The 23,178-nt window shown below is 42.5% G+C and carries 15 protein-coding genes; 8 read left to right on the top strand and 7 right to left on the bottom strand.

What is annotated here, in order from left to right; all coding sequences use genetic code 11:
• Window positions 1–41: 41 nt before the first annotated feature.
• Window positions 42–5,549, bottom strand: a complete 5,508-nt coding sequence (locus tag H6G03_RS13395; protein WP_190464878.1) for a trifunctional serine/threonine-protein kinase/ATP-binding protein/sensor histidine kinase — start codon at window positions 5,547–5,549, stop codon at window positions 42–44.
• A gap of 610 nt (window positions 5,550–6,159) precedes the next feature.
• On the opposite strand from H6G03_RS13395, the gene H6G03_RS13390 reads away from it, so the two are divergent.
• The 7 genes from H6G03_RS13390 (at window position 6,160) to H6G03_RS13365 (ending at window position 15,287) form a co-directional block, all read left to right on the top strand.
• Window positions 6,160–9,693: a WD40 domain-containing protein gene (locus H6G03_RS13390; protein ID WP_190464877.1), complete on the top strand. Its 3,534-nt coding sequence runs from the start codon at window positions 6,160–6,162 to the stop codon at window positions 9,691–9,693.
• 27 nt (window positions 9,694–9,720) lie between these two features.
• Window positions 9,721–10,596, top strand: a complete 876-nt coding sequence (locus H6G03_RS13385; RefSeq protein WP_190464876.1) for a class I SAM-dependent methyltransferase — start codon at window positions 9,721–9,723, stop codon at window positions 10,594–10,596.
• A 37-nt stretch (window positions 10,597–10,633) separates the two neighbouring features.
• The gene (locus tag H6G03_RS13380; protein WP_190464875.1) at window positions 10,634–11,287 is read left to right on the top strand and encodes a glutathione S-transferase family protein; all 654 of its coding nucleotides are present in this window, start codon (window positions 10,634–10,636) and stop codon (window positions 11,285–11,287) included.
• Window positions 11,277–11,402 (top strand): hypothetical protein, encoded by a 126-nt coding sequence (locus tag H6G03_RS38805; RefSeq protein ID WP_255512227.1) that lies wholly within the window; start codon window positions 11,277–11,279, stop codon window positions 11,400–11,402. Before H6G03_RS13380 ends, H6G03_RS38805 begins: the two co-directional genes overlap by 11 nt.
• 556 nt (window positions 11,403–11,958) lie before the next feature.
• Window positions 11,959–12,888 carry a DUF5996 family protein gene (locus tag H6G03_RS13375; RefSeq protein ID WP_190464874.1) on the top strand — a complete coding sequence of 310 codons (930 nt, stop codon included), beginning with the start codon at window positions 11,959–11,961 and terminating at the stop codon, window positions 12,886–12,888.
• A gap of 189 nt (window positions 12,889–13,077) precedes the next feature.
• Window positions 13,078–13,587 (top strand): MAPEG family protein, encoded by a 510-nt coding sequence (locus H6G03_RS13370; protein WP_190464873.1) that lies wholly within the window; start codon window positions 13,078–13,080, stop codon window positions 13,585–13,587.
• Between the two features lie 35 nt (window positions 13,588–13,622).
• The gene (locus H6G03_RS13365) at window positions 13,623–15,287 is read left to right on the top strand and encodes an RluA family pseudouridine synthase (protein WP_190464872.1); all 1,665 of its coding nucleotides are present in this window, start codon (window positions 13,623–13,625) and stop codon (window positions 15,285–15,287) included.
• A gap of 208 nt (window positions 15,288–15,495) precedes the next feature.
• On the opposite strand, the gene H6G03_RS13360 is transcribed toward H6G03_RS13365, so the two are convergent.
• Window positions 15,496–16,554: an agmatinase family protein gene (locus H6G03_RS13360; RefSeq protein ID WP_190464871.1), complete on the bottom strand. Its 1,059-nt coding sequence runs from the start codon at window positions 16,552–16,554 to the stop codon at window positions 15,496–15,498.
• A 174-nt stretch (window positions 16,555–16,728) separates the two neighbouring features.
• Between H6G03_RS13360 and H6G03_RS13355 the strand changes: the two genes are divergently transcribed.
• The gene (locus H6G03_RS13355; protein ID WP_190464870.1) at window positions 16,729–17,226 is read left to right on the top strand and encodes a hypothetical protein; all 498 of its coding nucleotides are present in this window, start codon (window positions 16,729–16,731) and stop codon (window positions 17,224–17,226) included.
• Between the two features lie 209 nt (window positions 17,227–17,435).
• On the opposite strand, the gene H6G03_RS13350 is transcribed toward H6G03_RS13355, so the two are convergent.
• The 5 genes from H6G03_RS13350 to H6G03_RS13330 all read right to left on the bottom strand — a co-directional run bounded on the left by H6G03_RS13350 (window position 17,436) and on the right by H6G03_RS13330 (window position 23,012).
• Window positions 17,436–17,936 carry a hypothetical protein gene (locus H6G03_RS13350; RefSeq protein ID WP_190464869.1) on the bottom strand — a complete coding sequence of 167 codons (501 nt, stop codon included), beginning with the start codon at window positions 17,934–17,936 and terminating at the stop codon, window positions 17,436–17,438.
• 457 nt (window positions 17,937–18,393) lie between these two features.
• Window positions 18,394–19,251 (bottom strand): sulfotransferase domain-containing protein, encoded by an 858-nt coding sequence (locus H6G03_RS13345; protein ID WP_190464868.1) that lies wholly within the window; start codon window positions 19,249–19,251, stop codon window positions 18,394–18,396.
• A gap of 99 nt (window positions 19,252–19,350) precedes the next feature.
• A complete protein-coding gene (locus H6G03_RS13340) occupies window positions 19,351–19,623 on the bottom strand; it encodes an acyl carrier protein (RefSeq protein WP_190464867.1) in 273 nt (90 codons plus the stop codon).
• A gap of 21 nt (window positions 19,624–19,644) precedes the next feature.
• Window positions 19,645–21,177 carry a class I adenylate-forming enzyme family protein gene (locus H6G03_RS13335; RefSeq protein ID WP_190464866.1) on the bottom strand — a complete coding sequence of 511 codons (1,533 nt, stop codon included), beginning with the start codon at window positions 21,175–21,177 and terminating at the stop codon, window positions 19,645–19,647.
• A 95-nt stretch (window positions 21,178–21,272) separates the two neighbouring features.
• On the bottom strand, window positions 21,273–23,012 hold the full coding sequence (locus H6G03_RS13330; protein WP_190464865.1) for a choline/carnitine O-acyltransferase: 1,740 nt from the start codon (window positions 23,010–23,012) through the stop codon (window positions 21,273–21,275).
• Window positions 23,013–23,178: the final 166 nt, after the last annotated feature.

The raw sequence follows: 23,178 nt of genomic DNA, 5'->3' as shown, positions 1-23,178 counted from the left end.
GGAAAAGTTTAACAATTTAACAAAAAATAAATTTTTTTTTCCTAACCCCTAACCCCTAACCCCTTTCTCTGCTGCTTGACCGGAATTTCAATAACGAACTCCGCCCCCTTTCCCGGCACTGAGGAACATTTGAGTTTACCGCCGTGTTTTTCCACCACGATCTGATAGCTAATAGATAAACCCAACCCAGTGCCAGAACCGACAGGTTTTGTGGTAAAGAAGGGGTCAAATAACTTTTGGCGGATCTCTTCCCTCATACCAGGGCCGTTATCTGCTATTTCGATCAGCACCCAACCGTTATCCAGCACATCCGTGCAAATTCGGATGTAAGGTGATTGCTTAGGGTGTACCGAATTTTTGTCTGTATATTCCCGGTCGTATAGAGCATCAATAGCATTGGTCAGTATATTCATAAATACCTGGTTCAGTTGCCCTGGATAACACTCGACTTTCGGAAGCTGACCGTACTTTTTGATAACTTCAATTGGTGGATTTCCTGCCTTTTCTTTGAGGCGATGCTGTAAAATCAACAAAGAGCTATCGATGCCCGAATGAATATCCACAGATTTCATATCCGCTTCATCTAGGCGGGAGAAGTTTCGCAATGACAGCACAATCTGACGAATGCGATCGGCCCCTACCTGCATGGAATCTATAATTTTCGAGAAGTCCGTTCTGACAAATTCAAAATCGCTCGCTTCAATTTCAGCTTCAATTTCAGGTGACTTATTGGAGTATTTGTCATAAACCTCAATCAGGTGTAAGAGGTCTTCAAGATACTGCCTAGCATGGTTAAGATTGCCATAGATAAAGTTAACTGGATTGTTAATTTCGTGAGCGACACCAGCAACCAACTGCCCCAGAGAAGACATTTTTTCATTTTGAATCAACTGAGTCTGAGTTTGCTGTAATTCTTGCAAAGTTTGTTGTAACTGCTGATTTTTTTCCCTTAATTCCAGCGTCCTCTCGTCCACCCGTCGTTCCAAAGTTTTGCTGTAATCTTCTAACTGCTCGTTGGCTTGTTTTAAGTTTTCAGTTGCACCTTCTAAATTGTTATACAACATAGCATTTTTTAGAGAAATAGCTGCTTGGGAAGAAAGGATCTTAATGACTTCCAAACGTCCGGGAGTGAATGCACCAGCGGTCAAGTTATTTTCTAAATAAAGAATGCCGATCGATTTACTTTGATTGATAATCGGTACGCATAAAATCGATTTCGGTTGATTTTTGACGATATAAGGATCTGCGGTAAATCTCCCTTCTTTTGCCGCATCATTCAAAACTACGCTTTCACAAGTCCTAGCTACAAAATTTATCAGGCATATCGGCAAATGCTGACTGCAAGAAACTGGTATTGATGACAGCATTACAACCCCGTCTTGCTCTACACTACCAGTAGCCTCTATTAAGAGTTGACCATTTTTCTCTAAAATAAGGCAACTTTTTTGGGCTCCCGCATTTTCCATCGCGATATTCAATAATTTATCTAGCAATCTATCCAAAACAATTTCATCCGTAACGGCTTGTGAAGCTTTGATTACTGTGGCAAAATCTAACTTATCTGAAGCAATACTATTCGTCAAAGTTGTTGTTTTTGTTAGATTAAAAATTGGCGCTTCTGTTTTGATTATTTGAGCTAATATTTGGGTATATCTTAATTCTAAATTTTTGACTTTTGCCATCGCTCCCCAACGAATATAGCCATAGTATGCTTCCATCAAATATGTCTGACCTACCTTTTTTCGACCAAGGGAAAAATAAAACTCTGCTGCTAGTTCATTAGCCAGTGCTTCTTCTTGAATGTATCCTTGTTCCTTGGCTCCGCTGATGGCGCGATCGTAATACTCCATCGCTGCTAAAATTTGTCCTAATACCCGTGCTTTCTCTGCTTCCACTAGCTCGTACTTGTGTTGGAAATTGCAGGGGGCGTATTCTGCCCACTTCCGCATCTTTTCCTGATTTTCCTCCACTTGTTTGAGCAATTCTTGTTGCCGATCCTCTGTTTCACAATCTCCCTGGCGATACACAGCCAGAAGAGCAAGAGAATAGTAAAAATTGTAAGCAGCAAAACTTACTATCCAACCCATCACAGGCGCAGCGTATTTTGCTGCTAACTCGGCATTGGCAACAGCTTCAGTATAATTTCTAAACAAATAAAATAGAAAACTTTTGGCAAAATAAATAGCAAAAAGCAAAATCGGATTATTAAGTTCTAAAAAAACTGGCAAGCTCTCCGACTCATCAAAACTGCTCCCAATTAATAGGTATCCACTTTCCGCACCGGAAATCTTTAAGCTCAATTGTCTCCAGATTTTTGCATAATTAATAGAGTATTCTTGCTTGAAGCTTAACTGGAGATTAAGGTATTGATGTTGCTGTTTTTCAACTAATTCAACTCGTTCTCCCAACCAAAACATATGAGAGCAATAGTTATTAATACAATAGCAAGCAAACTCTAAATCACCAGTTTCCAATCCACTTTGAAAACCCTGCAAAAACGGGGTAATAGTTTCCTTAGTATGCTCTTTCCAAGGTCTGATAAAAAGGTTAAATAGGTTATAGACTTTAGATTGAAGTTCTCTGGCATCAAATCTCTGTAACAGCCTCAAAGCTAGTTGCCCAGACTTGTATCCGGCATCCACTTTACCTATTATCGCACACAAGATCATGCCATAAAAAGCATAGGAAACAGCAGCTTGTGCCGAACAGCCGTGTTCGATACAAAAATTGACTTGAGTCAATACCAGCAGCGGCAAAATTTCTGGCTTTGCCATAGTAGCAGGAGCGACAACGCTTATGAGTAGGCGCAGAGTTGCTAGGTGATAGGGATCTGTCATAGCGGGAAGATTTTCTAAGTCTTCCAGTTCAGGCAAATCAACCACCCAACGATCGCTACTCGGCGGACTTGATAGACTAACACCTAGCATCTCCAGTGCTTGCAAGCCAGTATTCATGGCTGTAAGCATCTGGTTTTGAGCCATGTAAAACTGTATTTGGATCTCGTAGACTTTGATTTTATCGAGCAGGTTAGTGGCCTGTTGTAAAATGGTGTCAGCTAAAGTAGCCGATCGCTCAAAGTTAATATTCAAATATTCTACTTCTGCTGCTTCTAAATATAGATTCAATGTCAACTCGTAGTGACTTTGCCAACTATCTGCGCCCAGCAGTTCTAGCCCAACATTTAAATACCTGATAGCTGGTTCGTAAGCTGTCGCCGCCTTCGCTTTCTGACCCGCAATAAAATTTAACTCAGCCAACTCATATTTTTCTTCTTCACAGGCGATTAAGTCTGTCCCGAAATTCAGTTGGTTAACTAAAGCAAAAATATTTTCTTTCCGTTCTTCTGGATTAGTATTTTTCAGCAGCAGTTGGCCAATTTTGAGATGGGTTTCTTTTTTCCGCTCTTCGGGAATCAGAGAATAGGCTGCTTGCTGCACGCGATCGTGCAAAAATTTGTAGCTAACCTTCACACGATCGAACGTTAAAGCCGCCCCGCTGTCTTCTTCAAGTAACAGCGGTATTTTGTAGGCATTGCTAAGAGGTAAAATCAACCCGGCTTGCAGCGCTTCCCATAAATCGGCAGCTGTAGCTGACTGACATTTTTCATTGACAATTGCCAAAACGTCTAAGTTAAATTGATTGCCAACACAGGCAGCTAATTTTAAGACAGTTTGCGTCTCCTCCGACAGTTTCTGAATATTTTTAGCGATTAATTCGACTACGTTATAATCGGTGATACCGATCGCTTGAATCTGGGCGATATCCCACTGCCACATCCCGCTACTAAAATCAAAGTTTAATAACTTTTCCTGGTAAAGCGAGGTGAGCATCTGAGTCAAAAAGAAGGGATTGCCTTGAGTTTTGTTGTAAACTAAATCGGCTAGCGGCTGGGATCTGTGGGTGCGATCGCCAAGCGTATCCGCTACTAATTGGCTGGCATTTTCCATATTCAAAGGGCGCAAGATAATATTATTGACGATCGCACCAGCTTTGAGAATTTCCTCTAAAGTCAGCATCAATGGATGAGTCGCGCTGACTTCGTTATCTCGATACGCTCCCATCAGCAACAAATATTTGCTATCCGGATTCGTCATTAGCACCTGAATCAATTTCAGAGATGCTGAATCCGCCCATTGTAAATCATCTAAAAATAGGACGAGGGGATGTTCTGGTTTGGTAAATACTTGTATAAATTGCTGAAATACCCGATTAAATCGATTTTGCGATTCGGCTGGCCCCAACTGCGGCACAGGTGGCTGTGGCCCTACAATCAATTCGACTTCCGGTATCACATCAATAATTATCTGACCGTTGGAAGCAAGGGCATCTAATATTTTATTTTTCCAGCCAGCAATATTTTCTTTACTTTCCGTCAACAACTGCCGAATCAAATCTTGAAAGGCGCTGACTACAGAAACATAAGGTATATTCCGCTTAAATTGATCGAACTTACCAGCGATAAAATATCCTCGCTGACGCACAATCGGTTTATGAACTTCATTCACTAAGGAAGATTTGCCAATCCCGGAATAGCCGCTTACGAGCATCATCTCTATCCCGCTTTCATTTCCCGATCGCTCCGGTGAAAGGCGGGGGTTACTGACTCTTTCAAAAGCCTCCATCAAACTGGCTACTTCTTTCTCTCGTCCGTAAAGTTTCTGCGGAATCAGAAATTGGCTGGCTTTATCCCAATGACCGGGAGAAAAATTTAGAATTTGGCCAGTGGCTAATAGCCGATCTAAACAAAGTTCTAAGTCTGCTTTTAATCCTAAAGCGCTTTGGTATCGATCTTCAGCATTTTTAGCTAATAACTTGACGATCGTATCGGAAACAGCTTCGGGAATATTACTAATCCGCTTGTTTGGTGGCAAGGGTTGTTTGGCAATATGACAATGTATTAATTCCAATGGGTCTGTACTATCAAACGGTAACTGCCCGGTCAATATTTCATAAAATGTGACTCCTAATGAATAAAGGTCAGTGCGGTAGTCAATATTCCGGTTCATTCGACCAGTTTGTTCTGGTGATATATAGGCAAGCGTACCCTCTAGAGAATTACAGTTACTTAAGTATAAGTTTTCTCTTGTCAGCCGCGATGCAATGCTAAAATCTGTGATTTTTGTTTCTAATGTCTGGGGATTTACCAAAATATTATGCGGTTTGATGTCTTTATGAATTACCAAATTGCTATGAATTCTATTAAGTGTATCGGCCAGCGCGATCGCAATTTTTAAAAAACCAATTGTTTCCAGGGTTTTTCCCACAGCAAATTGTTCCAGAGATTCGCCGTCAAAATATTCTAATATAAGAGCTAACCCGTGCGGGTAATTCGCCAATTTGTAAGGTTTGACTATCCCCGGTATGTCCAGGTTTTTAGAAATTTCGTATTCATTTTTCAAACAAATAATTTCTTCCCACGTAGGATGCGTAGCTCTAGGTATTTTTACGATGACAGCTTCTTGAGCTTCATGGTTATATGCTTTATAAACAACCGTTTTAAAGTTTTCGTAGATTTTTTCGGTAATTATGTAGCCAGGAATAATTTGCATAAGGTTAATATTCTTTTTGTAAAAATTGCACAGCACAGTTGGGAGAATAATCAAATCAACCTAAGCTAAGCATATCTTAATTGTACTAAAATTATAATAATTTGTAAGGATTGGGCGAATTGTGCGATCGCTCAGAACAATTAGTAAAAAATTTGTTGCAAAAACGACGGGAAGATAGAAAAATCTTGATAGATCGGAAAAAAAGCTGACAGGGCTAGTTGGTCAACCTACTCAATAGTTTGGCAATTTTGTGGCGGGTCACCTCTGGCATCTACTCTAGGCGATCGACCAAATCGCGATCGCAGATGTCCCTGATGGGGTAGACTGTTTGTTCCGTTGCTTCCCGGATAAAATATTTGTACCCTGGCACGTAAGTAGAAACTCGTAAATAAATTTATGGGTTTTCCTGAGTGCCTCCCGATCTCTGCTGTCTCATACTTCCGACATCTCCACTAGAAAACTTATCGATCGCACAATCATTTTGTGGGATGTGAAGCAAATTTGACAACCAGACGAACTGGTTTATGCCTGCCAATCGTTTAGATAACAAGATCTCGGACTTCTCCTTTGAAGCCGGAGAAATGAGCCAACTCAACACCCAGCACTTCTGATGAACAATGTTAAATACCAAGTAGGCGGCAGTCTCAACACAGATGCACCCACCTACGTCAAACGAAAAGCCGATGACGAACTATATGAAGCCTTAAAAAATGGCGAGTTTTGTTACGTCCTCAACTCCCGCCAAATGGGTAAATCTTCCCTGTTGGTACATACCCTACACCGACTGCAAGAGGAAGGTTTTCTGTGCAGTACGATCGACATGACTCGCATCGGCAGCGAAAATATCACTCCCCTACAATGGTACAAAGGAATTGTGGGGGATTTGTGGCGCGGATTCAATCTATTAGGACAACTTAATTTAAAAACTTGGTGGCAGGAACAAGAAGAGATTTCCCTCCTGCAAAGATTGAGTCAATTTATAGAAGAAATCTTATTGGTGAGATTTCCCCAGGAGCGAATTTTTATATTTGTCGATGAAATTGATAGTATTTTAAGTTTAGATTTTCCCGTCGATGACTTTTTTGCCTTAATCAGGTATTGTTATAACCAACGTGCTATCAATCCGCAATATAACCGCATTACCTTTGCTATTTTTGGAGTAGCTACGCCCAGCGATTTAATCGCAGATAAAAATCGGACTCCTTTTAATATCGGACGAGCGATCGATCTGCAAGGGTTTAACTTGGAGGAAGCACAGCCGCTAGCTAAAGGATTAGAAAATATAGTAACCAATCCCCCAGCAGTTCTAAGAGAAATTTTAACTTGGACGGAAGGGCAACCATTTCTAACTCAAAAAATATGCGATTTGGTAGTAAGAACTGCTAAAAAATCCCGCAGCGGCGATTTAAAAATATCACCAGGAACAGAAGGATTTTTTGTTGAATCGGTGGGAAGAGGGCAAGTTATCGATAAATGGGAATCTCAAGACGAGCCAGAACATTTGAAAACAATTCGCGATCGCATCCTTCGCAACGAACAACGTGCAGGCAGATTGCTCGGAATTTACCAGCAAATATTACAAGCTGTCGCAGTACGGACAGACGACAGTCGAGAGCAAATCGAACTATTGCTATCGGGATTAGTCGTCAAACAACAAGGATATTTGCAGGTAAAAAATCGAATTTACCAAGAAGTATTCAACCTCGAATGGGTAGAAAAGCAATTAGGTAAACTGCGCCCATACTCTCAACTATTTGATGCTTGGTTGGCATCAAAAGAAACAGATACTTCCCGATTATTGCGAGGGCAAGCTTTGAAAGATGCTCAAATTTGGGCGCAGGGAAAAAGTTTGAGCGACTTGGATTATCAATTTTTAGCTGCCAGTCAAGAACTCGATCGCCAAGAAGTCCAACTCGTTCTAGAAGCAGAAAGAACCAAAGAAGTGGAAGCAAGACTAGCAGAAGAACACAGACGATTAATTCAAGAAAGAAAAGCTGCTAAACGACAAAAAATATTGCTGTTTGGAGTCAGCTTCGCATTTTTGATTGCCAGCGGATTAGGAGTGATAACTTATTTTCAGTATCGCCGAGCAACCGAAAGTGAACGTCAAGCCAGAATTAGTGAAATTCGAGCGCTAGTATCCTCTTCTGAGGGATTGTTTGCCTCAAATCAAAGATTAGACGCACTGATAGAAGCAATCAAAGCTAAACGAAAATTACAAAGATTAGGATTGGCGGATGCGAGTATCGATCGCACAGTTGAAAATGCACTCAGACAAGCCGTTTATCAAGGAGATGAATACAACCGTTTTTCCGGGCATCAAGCGGCTGCGATGACAGTAAATATCAGTCCTGACAGCCAGCTAATTGCCTCGGCAAGCGTAGACAAAACAATTAAAGTTTGGCGGCGAGATGGTACGGAAATTGCCACTCTCAAAGGTCATCAAGCACTCATTCGCACAGTCAAATTTAGCCCAGACGGTCAGTTAATTGCTTCTGGAGGTGACGATGATACCGTAAAAATCTGGAAGTTGGATGGCACTTTGCTGAAAAGTTTTCCGGGTCACAGTCTTGCCGTGTGGGGACTTGCTTTTAGTCCAGACGGTCAAATAATTGCCTCTGCAAGTCAGGATGACACTGTGAAACTCTGGAAGTTAGACGGTACTTTATTAAAAACTTTCCCGGCTCGTACTGGTGGTGCCTTAACTTCAGTTGCATTTAGTCCCGATGGCAAAATAATTGCATCCACAAGTGGAGACAAAACCATAAAACTCTGGAAGCTTGACGGTACTTTGCTGAGGACGCTTGTAGGTCATACTGCCGTCGTATCTTCAGTGGCGTTTAGTCCCGACGGTAAAACAATTGTTTCGGCAAGTGGAGATAAAACTGTAAAACTTTGGCAGCTTGACGGTACTTTGCGGAGGACGCTTGTAGGTCATACTGCTGTCGTATCTTCAGCGGTGTTCAGTCCCGACGGCGAAAAAATCGTCTCTGCAAGTCGGGATAAAACTGTCAAAATTTGGCATATTGACGGTACAGAACTGGCTACCTTTAGAGGTCACAGTGCGTCGATTTGGGATGTAGCTTGGAGTCCCGACGGCAGCTATATTGCTTCGGCGGGTGCAGAAAACACCGTCAGATTGTGGGAAAGTCAAAATCCCTTACAGACAACGATTACTGCCCATAAAGGTGGAATTTGGGGAATCGATATCAGTGGCGATAGTTCGATGATCGCTACTTGTAGCGAAGACGGTACAGTTAAACTTTGGAGTCGGGAAGGCAAATTGTTGGCGACTTTCACTGGAGAAAACGCGGCAATTTATGGTGTTGGTGTTGCTAGCGGTGCGAATGGCAACTTAATTTCTGCTACCAGAAACGATAATAAGGTAAATATTTGGCAGCGAAATGGGAAAGCGATCGCAACTTTAACAGGTCATCAAGCTACCGTTTTTACAGTCGCTTTCAGTCCAGACGCTCAAATTATTGCTACGGGAAGTCTAGATAATACGATTAAGCTTTGGCGGCGCGACGGTACATTATTGCATACCATGACCGGACATCACGCTCCTGTTTGGCAGGTAGCATTTAGTCCTGACGGTCAGTTAGTTGCCTCCGCAGGCGGAGATGGTACTGTAAAGTTGTGGAAGCTTGACGGTAGTTTGGTGAGAACTTTCCGAGGTCACACTGCGGCAGTTTGGAGAGTTGCTTTTAACCGTCAAGGTAATATCATCGCTTCTAGCAGTGGAGACAAAACCGTTAAGCTATGGACAGTTGACGGTAAATTACTCAGAACGCTTTCAGGTCACACAGCAGCAGTATGGGGAGTGGCGTTTAGTCCCGATAGTCAAATTATCGCTTCTGGCAGTGTAGACAACACGGTGAAGTTGTGGAAACTCGACGGTACGGAACTAACCACGCTTAGGGGTCACACTGCGGCAATTAGGGGAGTGGCGTACAGTCCTGACGGAAAGTTTGTGGCTTCCGTCAGTGAGGATAACACCCTGAATCTGTGGAATGTAGAGCGAATTCTCAATTTGGATTTGTTAAGTTATGCTTGCGATCGCGTGCGCGATTACCTGCGGACAAATCGGGAATTGGAGGAGAGCGATCGCTTTTTGTGCAATCCTGTCAAAACCGATCGATAATAATTCAAGTCTAGAAACCAAGGGGCTATGAAATTTCAACGCAATTGGCTTACCACAGTGCGGCGAAAAGGCTTACTCAAAGTATTGCTCTTAACTTGGCTGTTGTTTGCAACCGTAACTGCTTCCTGGTTTCTCACTGCTGAGAACGCTTACGCCTCCGTCGTCGATATCGATATCCCCCTCCAAACTATATTATCCAGCAGCCATCGTTCTGACGCCAACCGCTTCCGCGATCGCGATCGTCACCCCCTCGAAACTCTGGAATTTTTCGGAATTGCACCGGATATGACGGTGGTCGAACTGTGGCCGGGATCTGGTTGGTATACTGAAATCCTCGCTCCATTTCTCGCCCGAAAAGGTCAGCCGATCGTCACCAACTTCGATCCGAAATTTAATTCTATAGGTAAAGCTTTTCAAGATAAACTGACAGCAGATCCCGATATCTTCGGCAACGTCAAAGTAGTTGTAGTTAATCCCGCACAGCAAATCACCCTAGCCCCAGACAACTCCGTCGATATGATTCTCACTTTCCGCAACATCCACAACTGGGTCAGCGGCGGCTTTGCCGAAAAGGTGTTCCAGGCTGCTTACAAGGCTCTCAAACCAGGAGGCATTATGGGAGTGGTAGAACATCGCGCCAAACCTGGTATGAGTTGGGAAGAGAGTGCCTTGACCGGCTATATATCGGAGGATGCGGTAATTGCCGCTCTGGAAAAGATCGGTTTCCAGTTTGCCGATAAGTCAGAAGTCAATGCTAACCCCAAGGATACCAAAGACTATCCGGGTGGTGTCTGGTCTTTGCCACCAACCCTGAACCTGGGTACAAAGGACAAGCAGTACTATATGAGTATTGGCGAGAGCGATCGCATGACTCTCAAATTCATCAAACCGATACTCTCTTGATTTATACTCCGATAAATACAATTGAAGTCAAGTTAAAATGACAGAGTTTACTTTAATAATTGGCAACAAAAATTATTCTTCTTGGTCGCTCCGTCCTTGGTTAGTTCTCAAACACTTAGGCATTGAGTTTACGGAAATACGCATTCCCCTTTATACGCCGACCGCTAAACAAGAGATTTTGCGATATTCCCCAAACGGAAAAGTACCAGCTTTGCTGCACAAGGATCTGAGTGTGTGGGAATCATTATCAATTTGCGAATATCTAGCCGAATGTTTTCCAGAAGCCAATTTATGGCCAATCGATAGACAAGCAAGAGCGATCGCTCGTTCCGTTTCTCAAGAAATGCACGCAGGTTTTGCCAATCTCCGCCAGCATATGTCGATGAACTGTCGAGCCAGGTTGCCTGGAAAAGGCAGACAACCGGGAGTCGCAGAAGATATTCAACGCATTGTCAGTATCTGGCAAGATTGTCGGCAGAAGTTCGAGTCAGGCGGCGATTTTCTCTTCGGTCATTTTACGATCGCTGATGCCATGTTTGCTCCCGTTGTTTCCCGTTTTATTACTTACTCTGTCGAATTAGACCCCGTTTCTTCAGTTTATGCAAACACAATTTGGTCTTTACCAGCTATGCAAGATTGGGTCAAAGATGCGATTGCAGAAACAGAGCGAATTGAACAATATGAGTTTTAATAGAGCAGTTGAATTAGGACTGGGTGCTGGCAGCGCCGAACAAATTGAAATTGTGACAGCCGATAGTCCCAGTCAACAAATGGCCGATCGAATTCGTAAGTTGATACTTACGTGATATCATATCCGGTAGCATCGGTTGCATAACAAATGCTCTCTTATCTGCGTTTATCTGCGTTTATCTGCCTTCATCTGCGGTAAAAATTTAACACCCGATCTCCCACAGATAATCTTGAGCATCAGCTTACACTACCGATGCAATCGGACACAATATGAGTGGCATAATTCCATTGCCAACCCATTTAATATCGGCGATAAAAACGATCGGATGCAGCTTTTCTGGTGATAATAGAAACCTATCTCATCGTAGGGTGGGTTAGGCACGGGCGATGATTTCAACACTTTCGATCGATAATTTAGTTACAGCGAGTCGCAACGAAAGTTCAAAATGCCAACACTAAGAACTTGGATGTTGTACCAATTTGGGAGAGCCAAGTGGAGGTTTTATCGCATTTTGAACCCCCGTCCCTTTAGGGCTGGGGTGGCTTCAGCGAGCCGTCACCCACCGATCGCACTCAACTGTAACATTTACGAACATTTTTACCCATAAATCCGGAAGATCCCATCGGTTACTATAAAAGCATTCTCTACTGTATTACCCATTTGCTCACATCATGGTAGATTCCATTACCGATAACGCTTGGCCAAGTTTGCCTCTTGCCGCATGGCAAGATACCTATGAAACGCTACATATGTGGACTCAGATAGTCGGCAAAATTCGGCTGAAGCTCTTTCCCAAAATTAACCACTGTTGGAATTCCACTTTGTACGTAACGCCCCGTGGGTTAACAACCGCTTCCATTCCCTACGGAACTCGTAGCTTTGAAATCAGCTTTGATTTTCTCGCTCACCAGTTGCTTTTCGAGACTAGCGACGGTATCACCAAAACTATTCCGCTCGCACCGCGTTCTGTGGCAGATTTCTACGAGGACGTGATGCGTACATTAAGTGAATTGGACATCGAAGTGAAGATTTGGAATATGCCGCAGGAAGTGGCAGACCCAATTCCTTTTGACCGAGACACGAAACACGCCGCCTACGATGCGGAATACGCACAGCGACTTTGGCGGATTTTGGTGCAAGCAGACCGGGTGATGACAGCATTTCGCGCTCGTTTTATCGGTAAATGCAGCCCCGTACATTATTTCTGGGGCAGCTTTGACCTCGCCGTCACCCGCTTCTCCGGACGGGGTGCGCCAGAACATCCAGGTGGGGTTCTGAATTTAGCAGATTGGGTGACGCGAGACGCATACTCTCACGAGGTCAGCAGTTGTGGTTTTTGGCCGGGTGGTGGGTCAGTAGACGAGCCTATTTTTTACGCCTACGCTTACCCACAACCGGAAGGATTCCGAGATTACCCCGTGCAGCCAAAAGAGGCATTTTACAGTTCGCAGTTGCGAGAATTTGTCCTCCCCTACGAAGCAGTACGACAAGCTGACGACCCAGATGCTATGCTGCTTGCTTTCTTGCAAACTACATACGAAGCAGCTGCCAATACAGCCAACTGGGATCGAGCAGCGTTGGAATACTCTCCCAAATCTTGATATTCTCCCCCACCAAATCAAAGATTTTAGTGGGGGATTTTCAGTTTCAAAATGTTTTTTGAACGCATGGCGATCGCACAATCTAAAACTGTATCGCACTTCTTAACACATTTCTGTCCTACTACTAAATTTTTGATGAACAGATCGTAAACTTTCGCGAAGTATTCCAGTTAACTGAGGAAAATCGAAATGAACTCCATCCCTATCCCCATTTCCACTCTCTTCATCGGAGTCAACGGCTTAATTGCTTTTGCACTTTCCTACATCGTCGTGATGGAACGCACGAAAACTAGGGTTTGGCATGGAGAATCAAAAGAAGATATTGCCACACAACCAAATTACTTGGAAAACCCTAATGCCTGGGCAGCTTTTGTAGAGAGTTTAACCCAAAAATCTGTACCGACGAAAACAAGCGATGACGGTATTTTGCAACGGAAAGTGCGTGCTTATGGCAATTTTGCGGAATATGTTCCCCACGCATTGTTGTTCGTACTTGCACTTGAGTTAATGCACGCACCCAGTTGGCTTTTGTGGCTACTTGGAGGTGCGCTTACAGTTGGTCGTATCGCCCATGCTTGGGGCTTGATAAAAACCTATGGGCCTTCGCCCGGTCGTGCTATTGGGTTCTTTCTTACCTGGTTCGTCTACATTATTGGTGCAAGTGCTTGCATTTATTACGGCATTGTCGGAATTTTTTAACTTTGTCAGAGTCTAGCACAAAAACACAATAATATATGGCGATTATTCATTTAATTTCAGATTTTATCGATCGCAATAATGCTCTCGGCGATTTATCTTCTCATTATTGGTACGAAGGGCGATGTCCTGAAAGCGGCGATTTGTTGAGACTTCCCCGCACAGCAAAAGTAGAAGCGATCGCTTTTGGTTTGATGCGATTCCTTGCCAGCGATGACCGTTATTCTCGTGAGGGCAAGATGTATGGAGTATTGCTGGTTCAACTGCCTTCTGGAGAAGAAAAAGTCCTCAAAGCTTTTTCCGGACTTCTTTGCGGTCAGAGTGTGGTTGAGGGCTGGGTGCCGCCGATTCCAGGAAGAGATGAAGTTGTTTTGCAAGAGTCTTTAACTTTAGCACAATTGGAGGCTATTAAGCAAGAACTAATTGCCCTCAAACAACTTCCAGAAAGGCAGCAGTACGAAAATCTTTGTCGCGAGTTTGAACAACGTTTGCTGCAAATGAACTCTCGCCATCGCACGAACAAACAGGAACGACAAGAAAAACGTCAAATTTTATGCGAAACGCTCACAAAAGAAGCGCTCACTGTTGCTGTTGAACAACTCGATCGACAAAGCCAATTAGATGGTATTGAACGACGGCAACTCAAACGTCAACGGGATGACGCATTGCAGCCACTCCAACAGTCGATCGAACAAGCTAATGTCAGGATACGCGAACTGAAACAACAGCGCAAAGAGTTGTCGCGTCAACTACAAGCTCAAATGCACGCTGCCTACTCTCTGACCAATTTTTTCGGAAAATCGCGATCGTTGCAGCAGTTAATGCCGGGAGGCTCTATGCCCACTGGCACCGGCGACTGTTGCGCTCCAAAGCTGCTTCACTATGCGGCGACGCACAACTTAAAACCCCTGGCAATGGCGGAGTTTTGGTGGGGGCCACCTTCTCCTAATGGTGACAAAATTCCGGGAGAATTCTATGGAGCCTGTGCGGAGCGCTGTCAGCCTTTAATGGGGTTTCTGCTATCAGGATTGTCTGGCAAAGATGCGATCGCACATAACTGTTTTATAGAGCGATCGCTACCGATTATTTATGAAGACGAATGGCTGATTGCTGTCAACAAACCAGCCGGACTGCTTTCTGTACCTGGGCGTTATCGCGATCGCATTGATAGCGTTCTCAGTCGCTTGCGCCATCAGCTACCGGATGGTATGGAGACCTTTGCCGTGCATCGTTTGGATCTGGAAACATCTGGAATTCTTCTGTTAGCTCGAAATCGTCAAACTTATGTACAACTCAGTCGGCAGTTTCAGCAGAGACAGGTGAGCAAGGTTTATGAAGCTCTACTTTCAGGTTCTGTCACGATTGAACGAGGTACGATCGAATTGCCATTATGGGGAGATCCCCAAAATCGCCCTTCTCAGCAAGTCGATGAACAGCGCGGAAAACCCAGTATAACTCACTTCCGAGTTATGGCAAGAGAAGGAAATTACACTCGCGTAGAGTTTGTTCCCGTCACAGGACGCACTCATCAGATTAGAGTTCACGCTGCCGATCCGAGAGGACTTGGCGTGCCTATTTTGGGCGATCGTCTCTATGGTTGTCGTACAATAGCAAATCGGTTACATTTGCACGCCAGAGAACTTTCCTTTCTGCATCCCCAGTTAGGAGAAATCCTCCATCTTGTGACACAGACTCCCTTTTGACAGACAAACAATATATAAAATTGCGATTCGATATTATTTTTGTTCAAAAACCATGTTTATAGTGAGAGCGATCGCAACATATTATCTAACATATTATCTAACCAGTAGGGTGGGTGAGGCGCGGGCGATAACTTTTGGGAAAAACTAATAATTAACGAACCGTGCCGTCACCCACCATCACATCTTTGTGCCTCTTCGCTTTTCTCCGTCACTTAAACAGCTTTTGCCGCGATAAACTCATCAGATTGCACAACTTATAAACCGCTCTCGCCCCAACATTGCCATCCCACTCATCATCGCCAACTTCGCACAGATCAAAACCAATAATCTGCCGTCCGCTATCCACCACTTCCCGGAACAAACAAAAAGCTTCTTCCAGTTCCAAACCTCCAGGTACGGGTGTTCCCGTATGCGGACACAGTTTGGGGTCGAGTCCATCAACATCAAAACTGATATAGACCTGCTGGGGTAATTCTGCCACAATTTGTTTGCAAAGCTCTAACCAGGTAATTCCAGCATAAAGTTTTTGTTTGAGCATTCGATCGTAATAAGCAGAAACTCGCCCTTCCAACTGCCCAATCAGATTTATTTCATCAAAAGAAACATCGCGAATCCCAACTTGAACTAATTTAGAAACTTGCGGCAATTGTAGCACGTTAAACATAATCGAAGCATGAGAAAACTGAAAACCCTCGTATGCTTCTCTCAAATCGGCATGAGCATCAATATGCAGAATTCCAAACTCAGGATAATGTTGAGCCAATGCCTGAAAATATCCTAGCGGAACGCTGTGGTCGCCACCAATTACAGCCACTTGTTTGCCCTGATTCATGGCAGCAGTAGCTTGTGCAAACAGCCATTGATTGACAGCAATACATTCCTGGTTGATATTTTCCAAAACTTGAGCTAGGTCTGGATTATCTTCCACCAGCCCCCCTTGTTCCATATGTTCGATAATCTTGGCAGCATCTTGTCTGAAAATTTCATTTTTTTGCTGAATATGTGAGGGAATTTCATACATAAAAATACCCTCTTTCCAGCCATCAGGATAATCGAAGTCATATAAATCTAGTTGGCGAGAAGCTGACAGCACCCTTTGCGGCCCCGCCGCTGTACCGCAGCCATAGGAAACAGTAACTTCCCAAGGAATGCCAAATACAATAATATTGGCTGATTCGCAATCAAACGGAAGTCCCAACAGATTACCGTTATCGACACCAATCCCGCTAGGATCGAAGTTGTGCAATATTTCCTCTTTTGTCGCCATTGGGCCGTACCTCTATTAATGTCAGCAGAAAGCAACTTAATAGTATAACTCAGGGATAAAGGCTCTCACCCAGCCCTACGCCAGATGTATTCTATCAAGTCGCTTTCCCGCGATAATCTGGCGTAGTGGTAAAAAGAAATTTTCAGAGAAGATATTAGATTAAGGATGTTGCTGATGGTTTTGAATTGGTTCTGGGAAATTGAGCTTAATCGCGCTGGGCCAGATTACTTATTTTTGGCTACCTTCAAGCCCTCTGAAGGGCTACAGCTAGCTGAAGAAGTCAAGCAACAACCTCTGCCGGGATTTAAACATTACACAGCCACAAATTCTCCGTGTTGGTTACATAATCATAACGCTAGTTACGATTTATATATCGACGAATATCACTATGAGCAGTTAGTCGCAAATATAGAGGGTAAAAACGCTGCAAATATTTGGATTTATAATATAATTACTGTCTGCGGCTGTGACTTAAAAATAGAGCGCGGTTATGGGGGATCTCTAGGGGGAGAGGTGGAAACTGACCTCATCCTAAAGCTCTCCCACTCACCAAATTTGACGATGGTTAAATGGGCAGTTGTCTGTGGTGGCAATGGCTATAACTATACAGATATGGCTACTGGCAGGAGTACAGCAGAATTGTTAGATTACTTGCTCGGTATTACCCGATGAATTCCATTAGACATCTCCAAAAATTCTTGTGGGGTAGGCATCCTGCCTGCCCTTTGAGATTCTTTTGGCGGAGATGTCTAATAGACATCTCCAAAAATTCTTGTGGAGTAGGCATCCTGCCTGCCCTTTGAGATTCTTTTGGCGGAGATGTCTATTGCGATCGTACTTGGGCAATTGCTCAAAAGACAAAGCCTGGGTTGAGGATGGAACTATTGAGGGTTTTCTACTTGAGTCTTTATGGTTTGCCAAACGGATAACACTCCATCGATCCATCCTTGAGCAAAGCTAATCCGACTTTGGGGATCGACTTCCAGTAAGTAAGTAAAATCGGCATCATTCAAACGAGCTTGTTCTGGATAGTCTTTCAGATTCAGAAAAGTCCAGAGGTAGTCCAGCACATCTTCATCGAGGGCAACCGCCAGAGACTGAACTCGTTCAAAATGGCGGAAATCTTTGTAAGATAACTTGGCGCTGGAGCGAATGCCTAATTCAAACCCTTCTTGGCGGACTTTGTTGAGGAGAACTTTCTTTTCCGTCTGAAGGCGTTCCACCAAATTGTCTTGTTCGGTGACTTGGACTTTGAGTTCTTCGTAGGTGATAGCCATCTCTAGGGCCTCCTGGCAAATAGCGGAAATATTAAATTGATGCTTGACGGGCTGAAGTCGGGCAAACAGTGATTCCGGAACTGCAATGGTGACTCTTTGACTCACAACTCCCTCCCCTGTTTTGTGTACTCTTATACAATAACAGGATAAATTGCATAATGGCTAACAATGCAATAATTTGTTGCATAACATACAAATTCGCAAAAAAAAGTATGCAATACGGTAACACTCCCATCTGGGAGCGCCGCGAAAATCCTCAAGTTTGAGGGAATTTTGAGGGTTTGCTGTGGTAGCTGTTGACTGGGCTTTGCTCGGCCAGGTCTTCTCTGGAATGGCAATAATTCTTCTAGAGCGCCAGTCCACTAGAATAAATTGACAAAAAGAACGAAATATGTATTATGTAGGGGCTTTCGCATTTGGGCGACAATTTACCGCACAAAACCCAAGATTTTCTGTCCAAATGCTTCGCCCTGCCCTCGGTCTAAAGCTTATAACACATTATGTTGTTTTTGTCAACCTCTTTTACTGGACTGGCGCTCTAGAAGCCGATGACTTCTCATCTCTACGAGAACCATTCAAACTCAAGACCGGTGCCTTCTATATAGGATGCGTACCATTGGTTGAATTGCTCGATCTGCTCCTCTGAAAAATAGTTTACCCAGTCGCCAACAATCCCTTTACGCATAAACGAACTACCTGGTTTAAAAGACTCAGACCATTGATCCATATTCGTTTCTGGGTTAGCCTTCATCGCTTTAAAAGAAGATTTTTGAGCTACACATTCTGCTTCTTCCCTAGAAAGATTGAAGTTTAGGAATTCAGCAATTAGATTGACATTGTTTATCAAATCCTTCTTCATATCTTCATACTTGATAAACAGCACATTTTCATCATTTCTGTGGTTCCACCAAGGTAAGACATGATCGAAGTACGAGCCAAAAGGCACATTTCCTTGAATAAAATACCCGAAAAATTCTTCCCAAGTACCATCCCAGCCAAATTCTACGCCACTACGCAGGAAATGAAAGTACGAAACAGCCACATCTCTTGGATTTCGGGCCAGATAAATATACTTCCCTCTGTGTTGGCTATTATGCCCTATCATTTCGTATGGTAAATGGGTTTTAAAATAACGTGGTGACGGGTATAGTTCTAGTGTGTCTAAAGAGTAAAATTCTAGCAGAGGTATTGTTTCAGTACGAGATACTTGTTCGTTAGGGGGCTTTGGTTTAGCAATGTTATAAACAATTTCTGCTAGCCAGAAGGTTCCTGCTTTGGGATAGGTTACTAAAAAAACATCGTCTGGTCTTATTTCGTATTTATGAAGGTTAAGTACCGTTTCCCGAACTATGTATGGGTAGAAAATTAGGTTATTTAACCGGATGTGTTGAAAACTTAAAGAGGGATTATCTGATAACATTTTGGCTCCTCTAATTACATAGAATAAATCAATGATTGCCAAAGTTGAGGGAGTTTTTTGATTTTTATTGATGACTACAAATAAATCTTAAGTCTATTTTTAATTTTCAGAAAAATGGGAATGAGAATATTTTTTCTCTATTAGTTCGATTAGACTTGCTAAATTTTGAAATACATCGAAATTAATCTCACTATTTAAAAATTTAATATCAAAAGTGGTTTCCAGTTTGTCAACCAGCATCATTGCATCAACCGAACCCAATCCCAAACTAAAAATATTACTTTCATCTGATAGGGTTTCTGGATTGACATTGGGTAAAATTTCTAATAGCACTTTCTTGGTTTCTGCTTTTATGAATTCGACGCTCTTCATGACTTTACTCTCTTGTTTTTACTAAATTAAATCTTTTCTCAAAATTTTACCTAACGCACTTTTAGGAATTTCTTCTCGAAATTCAATGATTTTCGGGATCTTAAACTCTGTCATCCGCTCTTTACAGAAGAGTACAATTTCTTTTTCTTCAATTTTTGCTCCCTCTTTTGTCACGATTGCTGCTTTGATTATCTCTCCGATATCATCTTGTTTCACACCTACAACTACAGCTTCCTGGATCGAGGGATGAGTTGTCAAGATAGCTTCTATTTCCAAAGGATCGACTTTATAACCTCCTGTATCGATCAACAGCTTCTTTCTACCAGTAATATAAAGATGACTGTTGTTATCTTTTTTGCCTAAGTCGCCAGTTAAAAACCACCCATCCTTAAATGCTTGTTGATTTAGTTCTGGCATATTATAGTAGCCGCTGGTAAGTGCTTCACTTTTGATGGCTACTTCTCCAATTTTACCAACAGGAAGCTCTTCTTCTGCATCGCTAAGTATCTTTACCTGGACATTTTTCATGGGAATACCGACTGAATCGTAAGTATTTTCCATGTTTGTATCTAAATTAATCGAAATCGACCCAGCTTCTGTACAGCCATAGAGTTGTCTGATGGGAATTTTAAACCGAGTCAGGAACTTGTCAAAAATTTCTTTATTTAAAAAATTACCAGCGGAAAAGCATAATCTTAAAGAAGATAAACCGACTTCGAGATCGGATGCTATATCTGCCAAAATATTAAAAATGTAAGGAATAGCAGGTAAAATTGTCACTTTCTCGCTTTGGAGCAGTTCCAATATCCTTTGACGCCTAAAAATAAATGGTACTTCAACAGGATTTCCCTGTTGCAAAACTTGCTCTAATATTACCAAAGTTGCTCCATTGGAGATGGCAGCCAACAGGCAATTTCCTAAACCGTGAGCGTGATACAATGGTACTATACATAAAATATTATCTGTTGAGTTGACGTTAGTAGTTGCGGCGAAGTTTTTTACTTCGTGATATAAGTTATGTTGGGTTTTACCAATTCTTTTAGGTTTGCCTGTTGAACCAGAGGAATATTGATAAAGCACGCTCCCACTTTCAGAAGTGGCGTTTTCATAATTTTTAGTTTCTTCTGTGACAATCAAATCATAAAAGTATCTGGTTGATGGCTCGATTCCATCTACAATAATTAATTCTATATTTTGGTCTATTTTGGCAATAATATTACGACAAAGCTCGACCCGTTTTAAATCGGTAATAATGGCTTTAGGCTTGCTATCACTGATGTAGTAACTAATTTCTTCTTCTTTAAAAAGGTGGTTTAACGGCAGTGCGATCGCATTGATTTTAGCAGTTGCATAAAAAGCGATCGCAAATTCCGGACAATTAGGCAAAATCAATGCTATACAATCACCCTGTCTGATGCCAATTGCTCCCAGACCCTTACTTAAACCCCTAACCTTAATGTATAACTCTTCGTAACTAATCCTCAATTTGTCATAGACAATAGCAGTTTTTAAAGGATATTGTTGGGCATTTTTTAGGAGCAGTTCTTCTAACATACTTTTTTGTAACTAAATTTGCTCGAATTTACATCTAAGTTAAAATCGCTTTCTGAAAATACCCAATATATTTGAGACTTTCAAGTTTAGATTTACTACTTAAAAGTCTTGAGTAAATCTCCCAGTTCTGAAAGTGATTGATTCAGAAGTTTGGTATATTCTGACGGTTGGCTAAATTGACTGGTAACGCACAAGGTAATTTTCTCAGGGTTGATTATGTAGCTAACTCCGTAACCGTAATTCACTGGTGGTGATACGAAAACAAAGCCAGCAATACCCATATTACCAGGCAAGCTGCTAGTCCATATAACTGGTTGAGTAAAGACTTGACTGTAGGCTTTATCCAGGAACATTTCCGGAACCATATCCTGATAACGACCGAGACTATAAAGCGCGAGCAGGTGCAAATCAACATTCAGTCCCTTTTTACAGTTAAATAATCGTCGCATATGGGCAACTATTGCTGCATTTAGAGCTGAGTATCGCGCCTCTTTTGCACTAGCCTGGGAAAAAACCCGGATTAGCTCAACCGATTCGCTAGTTACTGTACGGATATCCTCGAATCTTCCGTATTGAAAATTTCTGGTGTGTACCGATTCTGTGACACACATAATCTTACCATACAACCGAGCATAAGCTAACTGAATCGATAGTTGAACTATCGCATCAACATTCAGGGTATGCTGCCGCAGGAAGTCAGCACCGAATTCTTGAAATTCCAGTACTTGCAAATGATGTTGTGTCTTTAAATTCGCAATATTTTTTTTTGCTAGTTCGATTTCCTCCCTGATTCCTGGGCTTAACTTCCACTCTAATTGGATGGGAGATTCCCATTTTTCAAAAGCCGTAAGTGTGGGCGCTTCTTGGTGAGGTTTCTGGCTGATTTCGTCAGTCATACGCATTACTGTATAACCGTCAAATCCGCTGTGTTCGATGTTGATTGCTGCCTGGCAGTTAGCAGTGACAATTATTTGTACGGGCTTGTCAAACCAGCGATTCTGCCCATCACCGTAAAAGGCATTTTCAAGGCTTGTTTTTAAATTGCTGGGTGTTGTTTCGTCCAAACATACAACAAATAAAGCGCTGTCCAATAAGGCTAGAGAGCGAGCGTTTGCCGGACTAATAGATGTAATATAGGAACGCAGAACAGCCCATTGAGTGCGAGGTAAGGTTGTTAATGTCCCCACCGCACAGTCGTAGTCGGGTGTGTTTTCAATTATCCAGTTGAGTTGTTGTTCGATCTGTTCGATCGTTGGTAGTTGCTCTCCTTTAATTAGATTTAAGCAGTAAAAGCGATCGCGTCGGATTACTATTATATGCTCTGAGTTTTGAGTGCGTACCAGACTATCTCGCTTGATGCCTGGAATCCGCGATGTACCGAATAAGTTGTCATACTGAACCATACATAGGGCAGGACGCCCTATTTGGAATATATCCCGATCTGGTTCCAGAGAACGAGTTTTAATTTTAAGGTAGAACTTTAGTAGGTTAAAAATTAGGATGGCGGCAACGGGAGTAGGAGATAGTTCCTCGCTTCCTATGAAGGAAGACAACACTTGTGCGATGTTTGTCTTCCTCACCAATGGCAATCTCGCTTCTAAAAAGCGTTCATCTAAAAATTCATCTATATAGCTAGTGCTAGTTGAACTGGCGATCGTCTCCAACTGTTTTTGGAGCTTTTGTCCTTCTTCTTGTTGAAATTTTTTCACTGCCGCCTTTGTGCAAGCTAGTTCTGTCTCGCTTAACAGCGGGCTGACTGCATCGAGATAGTGGGAGCAAGTATGTTCTAGCTGCGGTAGAGGCTGTTTGGGAAGCGACTCCTGGAATTGGTACACCGCTATTTTTTCCTTTAATTACATATCGCTACACAAAATTGTTTAGGCATTATATTTCAACCCATTTAACGAAACTTCGTCAAGTTATTTACTTTTTTTACAGACCGATCGGCTTAAAATCGAATGTAGTTGACAAACTACACAATTTTTCGCCTTGATTTCTGCG

This window comes from Aerosakkonema funiforme FACHB-1375 (genome assembly GCF_014696265.1).
GTDB lineage: Bacteria > Cyanobacteriota > Cyanobacteriia > Cyanobacteriales > Aerosakkonemataceae > Aerosakkonema > Aerosakkonema funiforme_A.
The sequence above is the reverse complement of the archived record's forward strand: the minus strand, read 5'-3'. Positions and strand labels throughout refer to the sequence as shown.

Bases quoted from the DNA above. Each gene is read 5' to 3' on its own strand.
- H6G03_RS13340 (WP_190464867.1), bottom strand. From the start codon at position 19,623: ATGAAGAGCGTCGAATTCATAAAAGCAGAAACCAAGAAAGTGCTATTA.
- H6G03_RS13335 (WP_190464866.1), bottom strand. From the start codon at position 21,177: ATGTTAGAAGAACTGCTCCTAAAAAATGCCCAACAATATCCTTTAAAA.
- H6G03_RS13380 (WP_190464875.1), top strand. From the start codon at position 10,634: ATGACAGAGTTTACTTTAATAATTGGCAACAAAAATTATTCTTCTTGG.
- H6G03_RS13395 (WP_190464878.1), bottom strand. From the start codon at position 5,549: ATGCAAATTATTCCTGGCTACATAATTACCGAAAAAATCTACGAAAAC.
- H6G03_RS13385 (WP_190464876.1), top strand. From the start codon at position 9,721: ATGAAATTTCAACGCAATTGGCTTACCACAGTGCGGCGAAAAGGCTTA.
- H6G03_RS13365 (WP_190464872.1), top strand. From the start codon at position 13,623: ATGGCGATTATTCATTTAATTTCAGATTTTATCGATCGCAATAATGCT.
- H6G03_RS13355 (WP_190464870.1), top strand. From the start codon at position 16,729: ATGGTTTTGAATTGGTTCTGGGAAATTGAGCTTAATCGCGCTGGGCCA.
- H6G03_RS13375 (WP_190464874.1), top strand. From the start codon at position 11,959: ATGGTAGATTCCATTACCGATAACGCTTGGCCAAGTTTGCCTCTTGCC.
- H6G03_RS13345 (WP_190464868.1), bottom strand. From the start codon at position 19,251: ATGTTATCAGATAATCCCTCTTTAAGTTTTCAACACATCCGGTTAAAT.
- H6G03_RS13360 (WP_190464871.1), bottom strand. From the start codon at position 16,554: ATGGCGACAAAAGAGGAAATATTGCACAACTTCGATCCTAGCGGGATT.
- H6G03_RS13390 (WP_190464877.1), top strand. From the start codon at position 6,160: ATGAACAATGTTAAATACCAAGTAGGCGGCAGTCTCAACACAGATGCA.
- H6G03_RS38805 (WP_255512227.1), top strand. From the start codon at position 11,277: ATGAGTTTTAATAGAGCAGTTGAATTAGGACTGGGTGCTGGCAGCGCC.
- H6G03_RS13370 (WP_190464873.1), top strand. From the start codon at position 13,078: ATGAACTCCATCCCTATCCCCATTTCCACTCTCTTCATCGGAGTCAAC.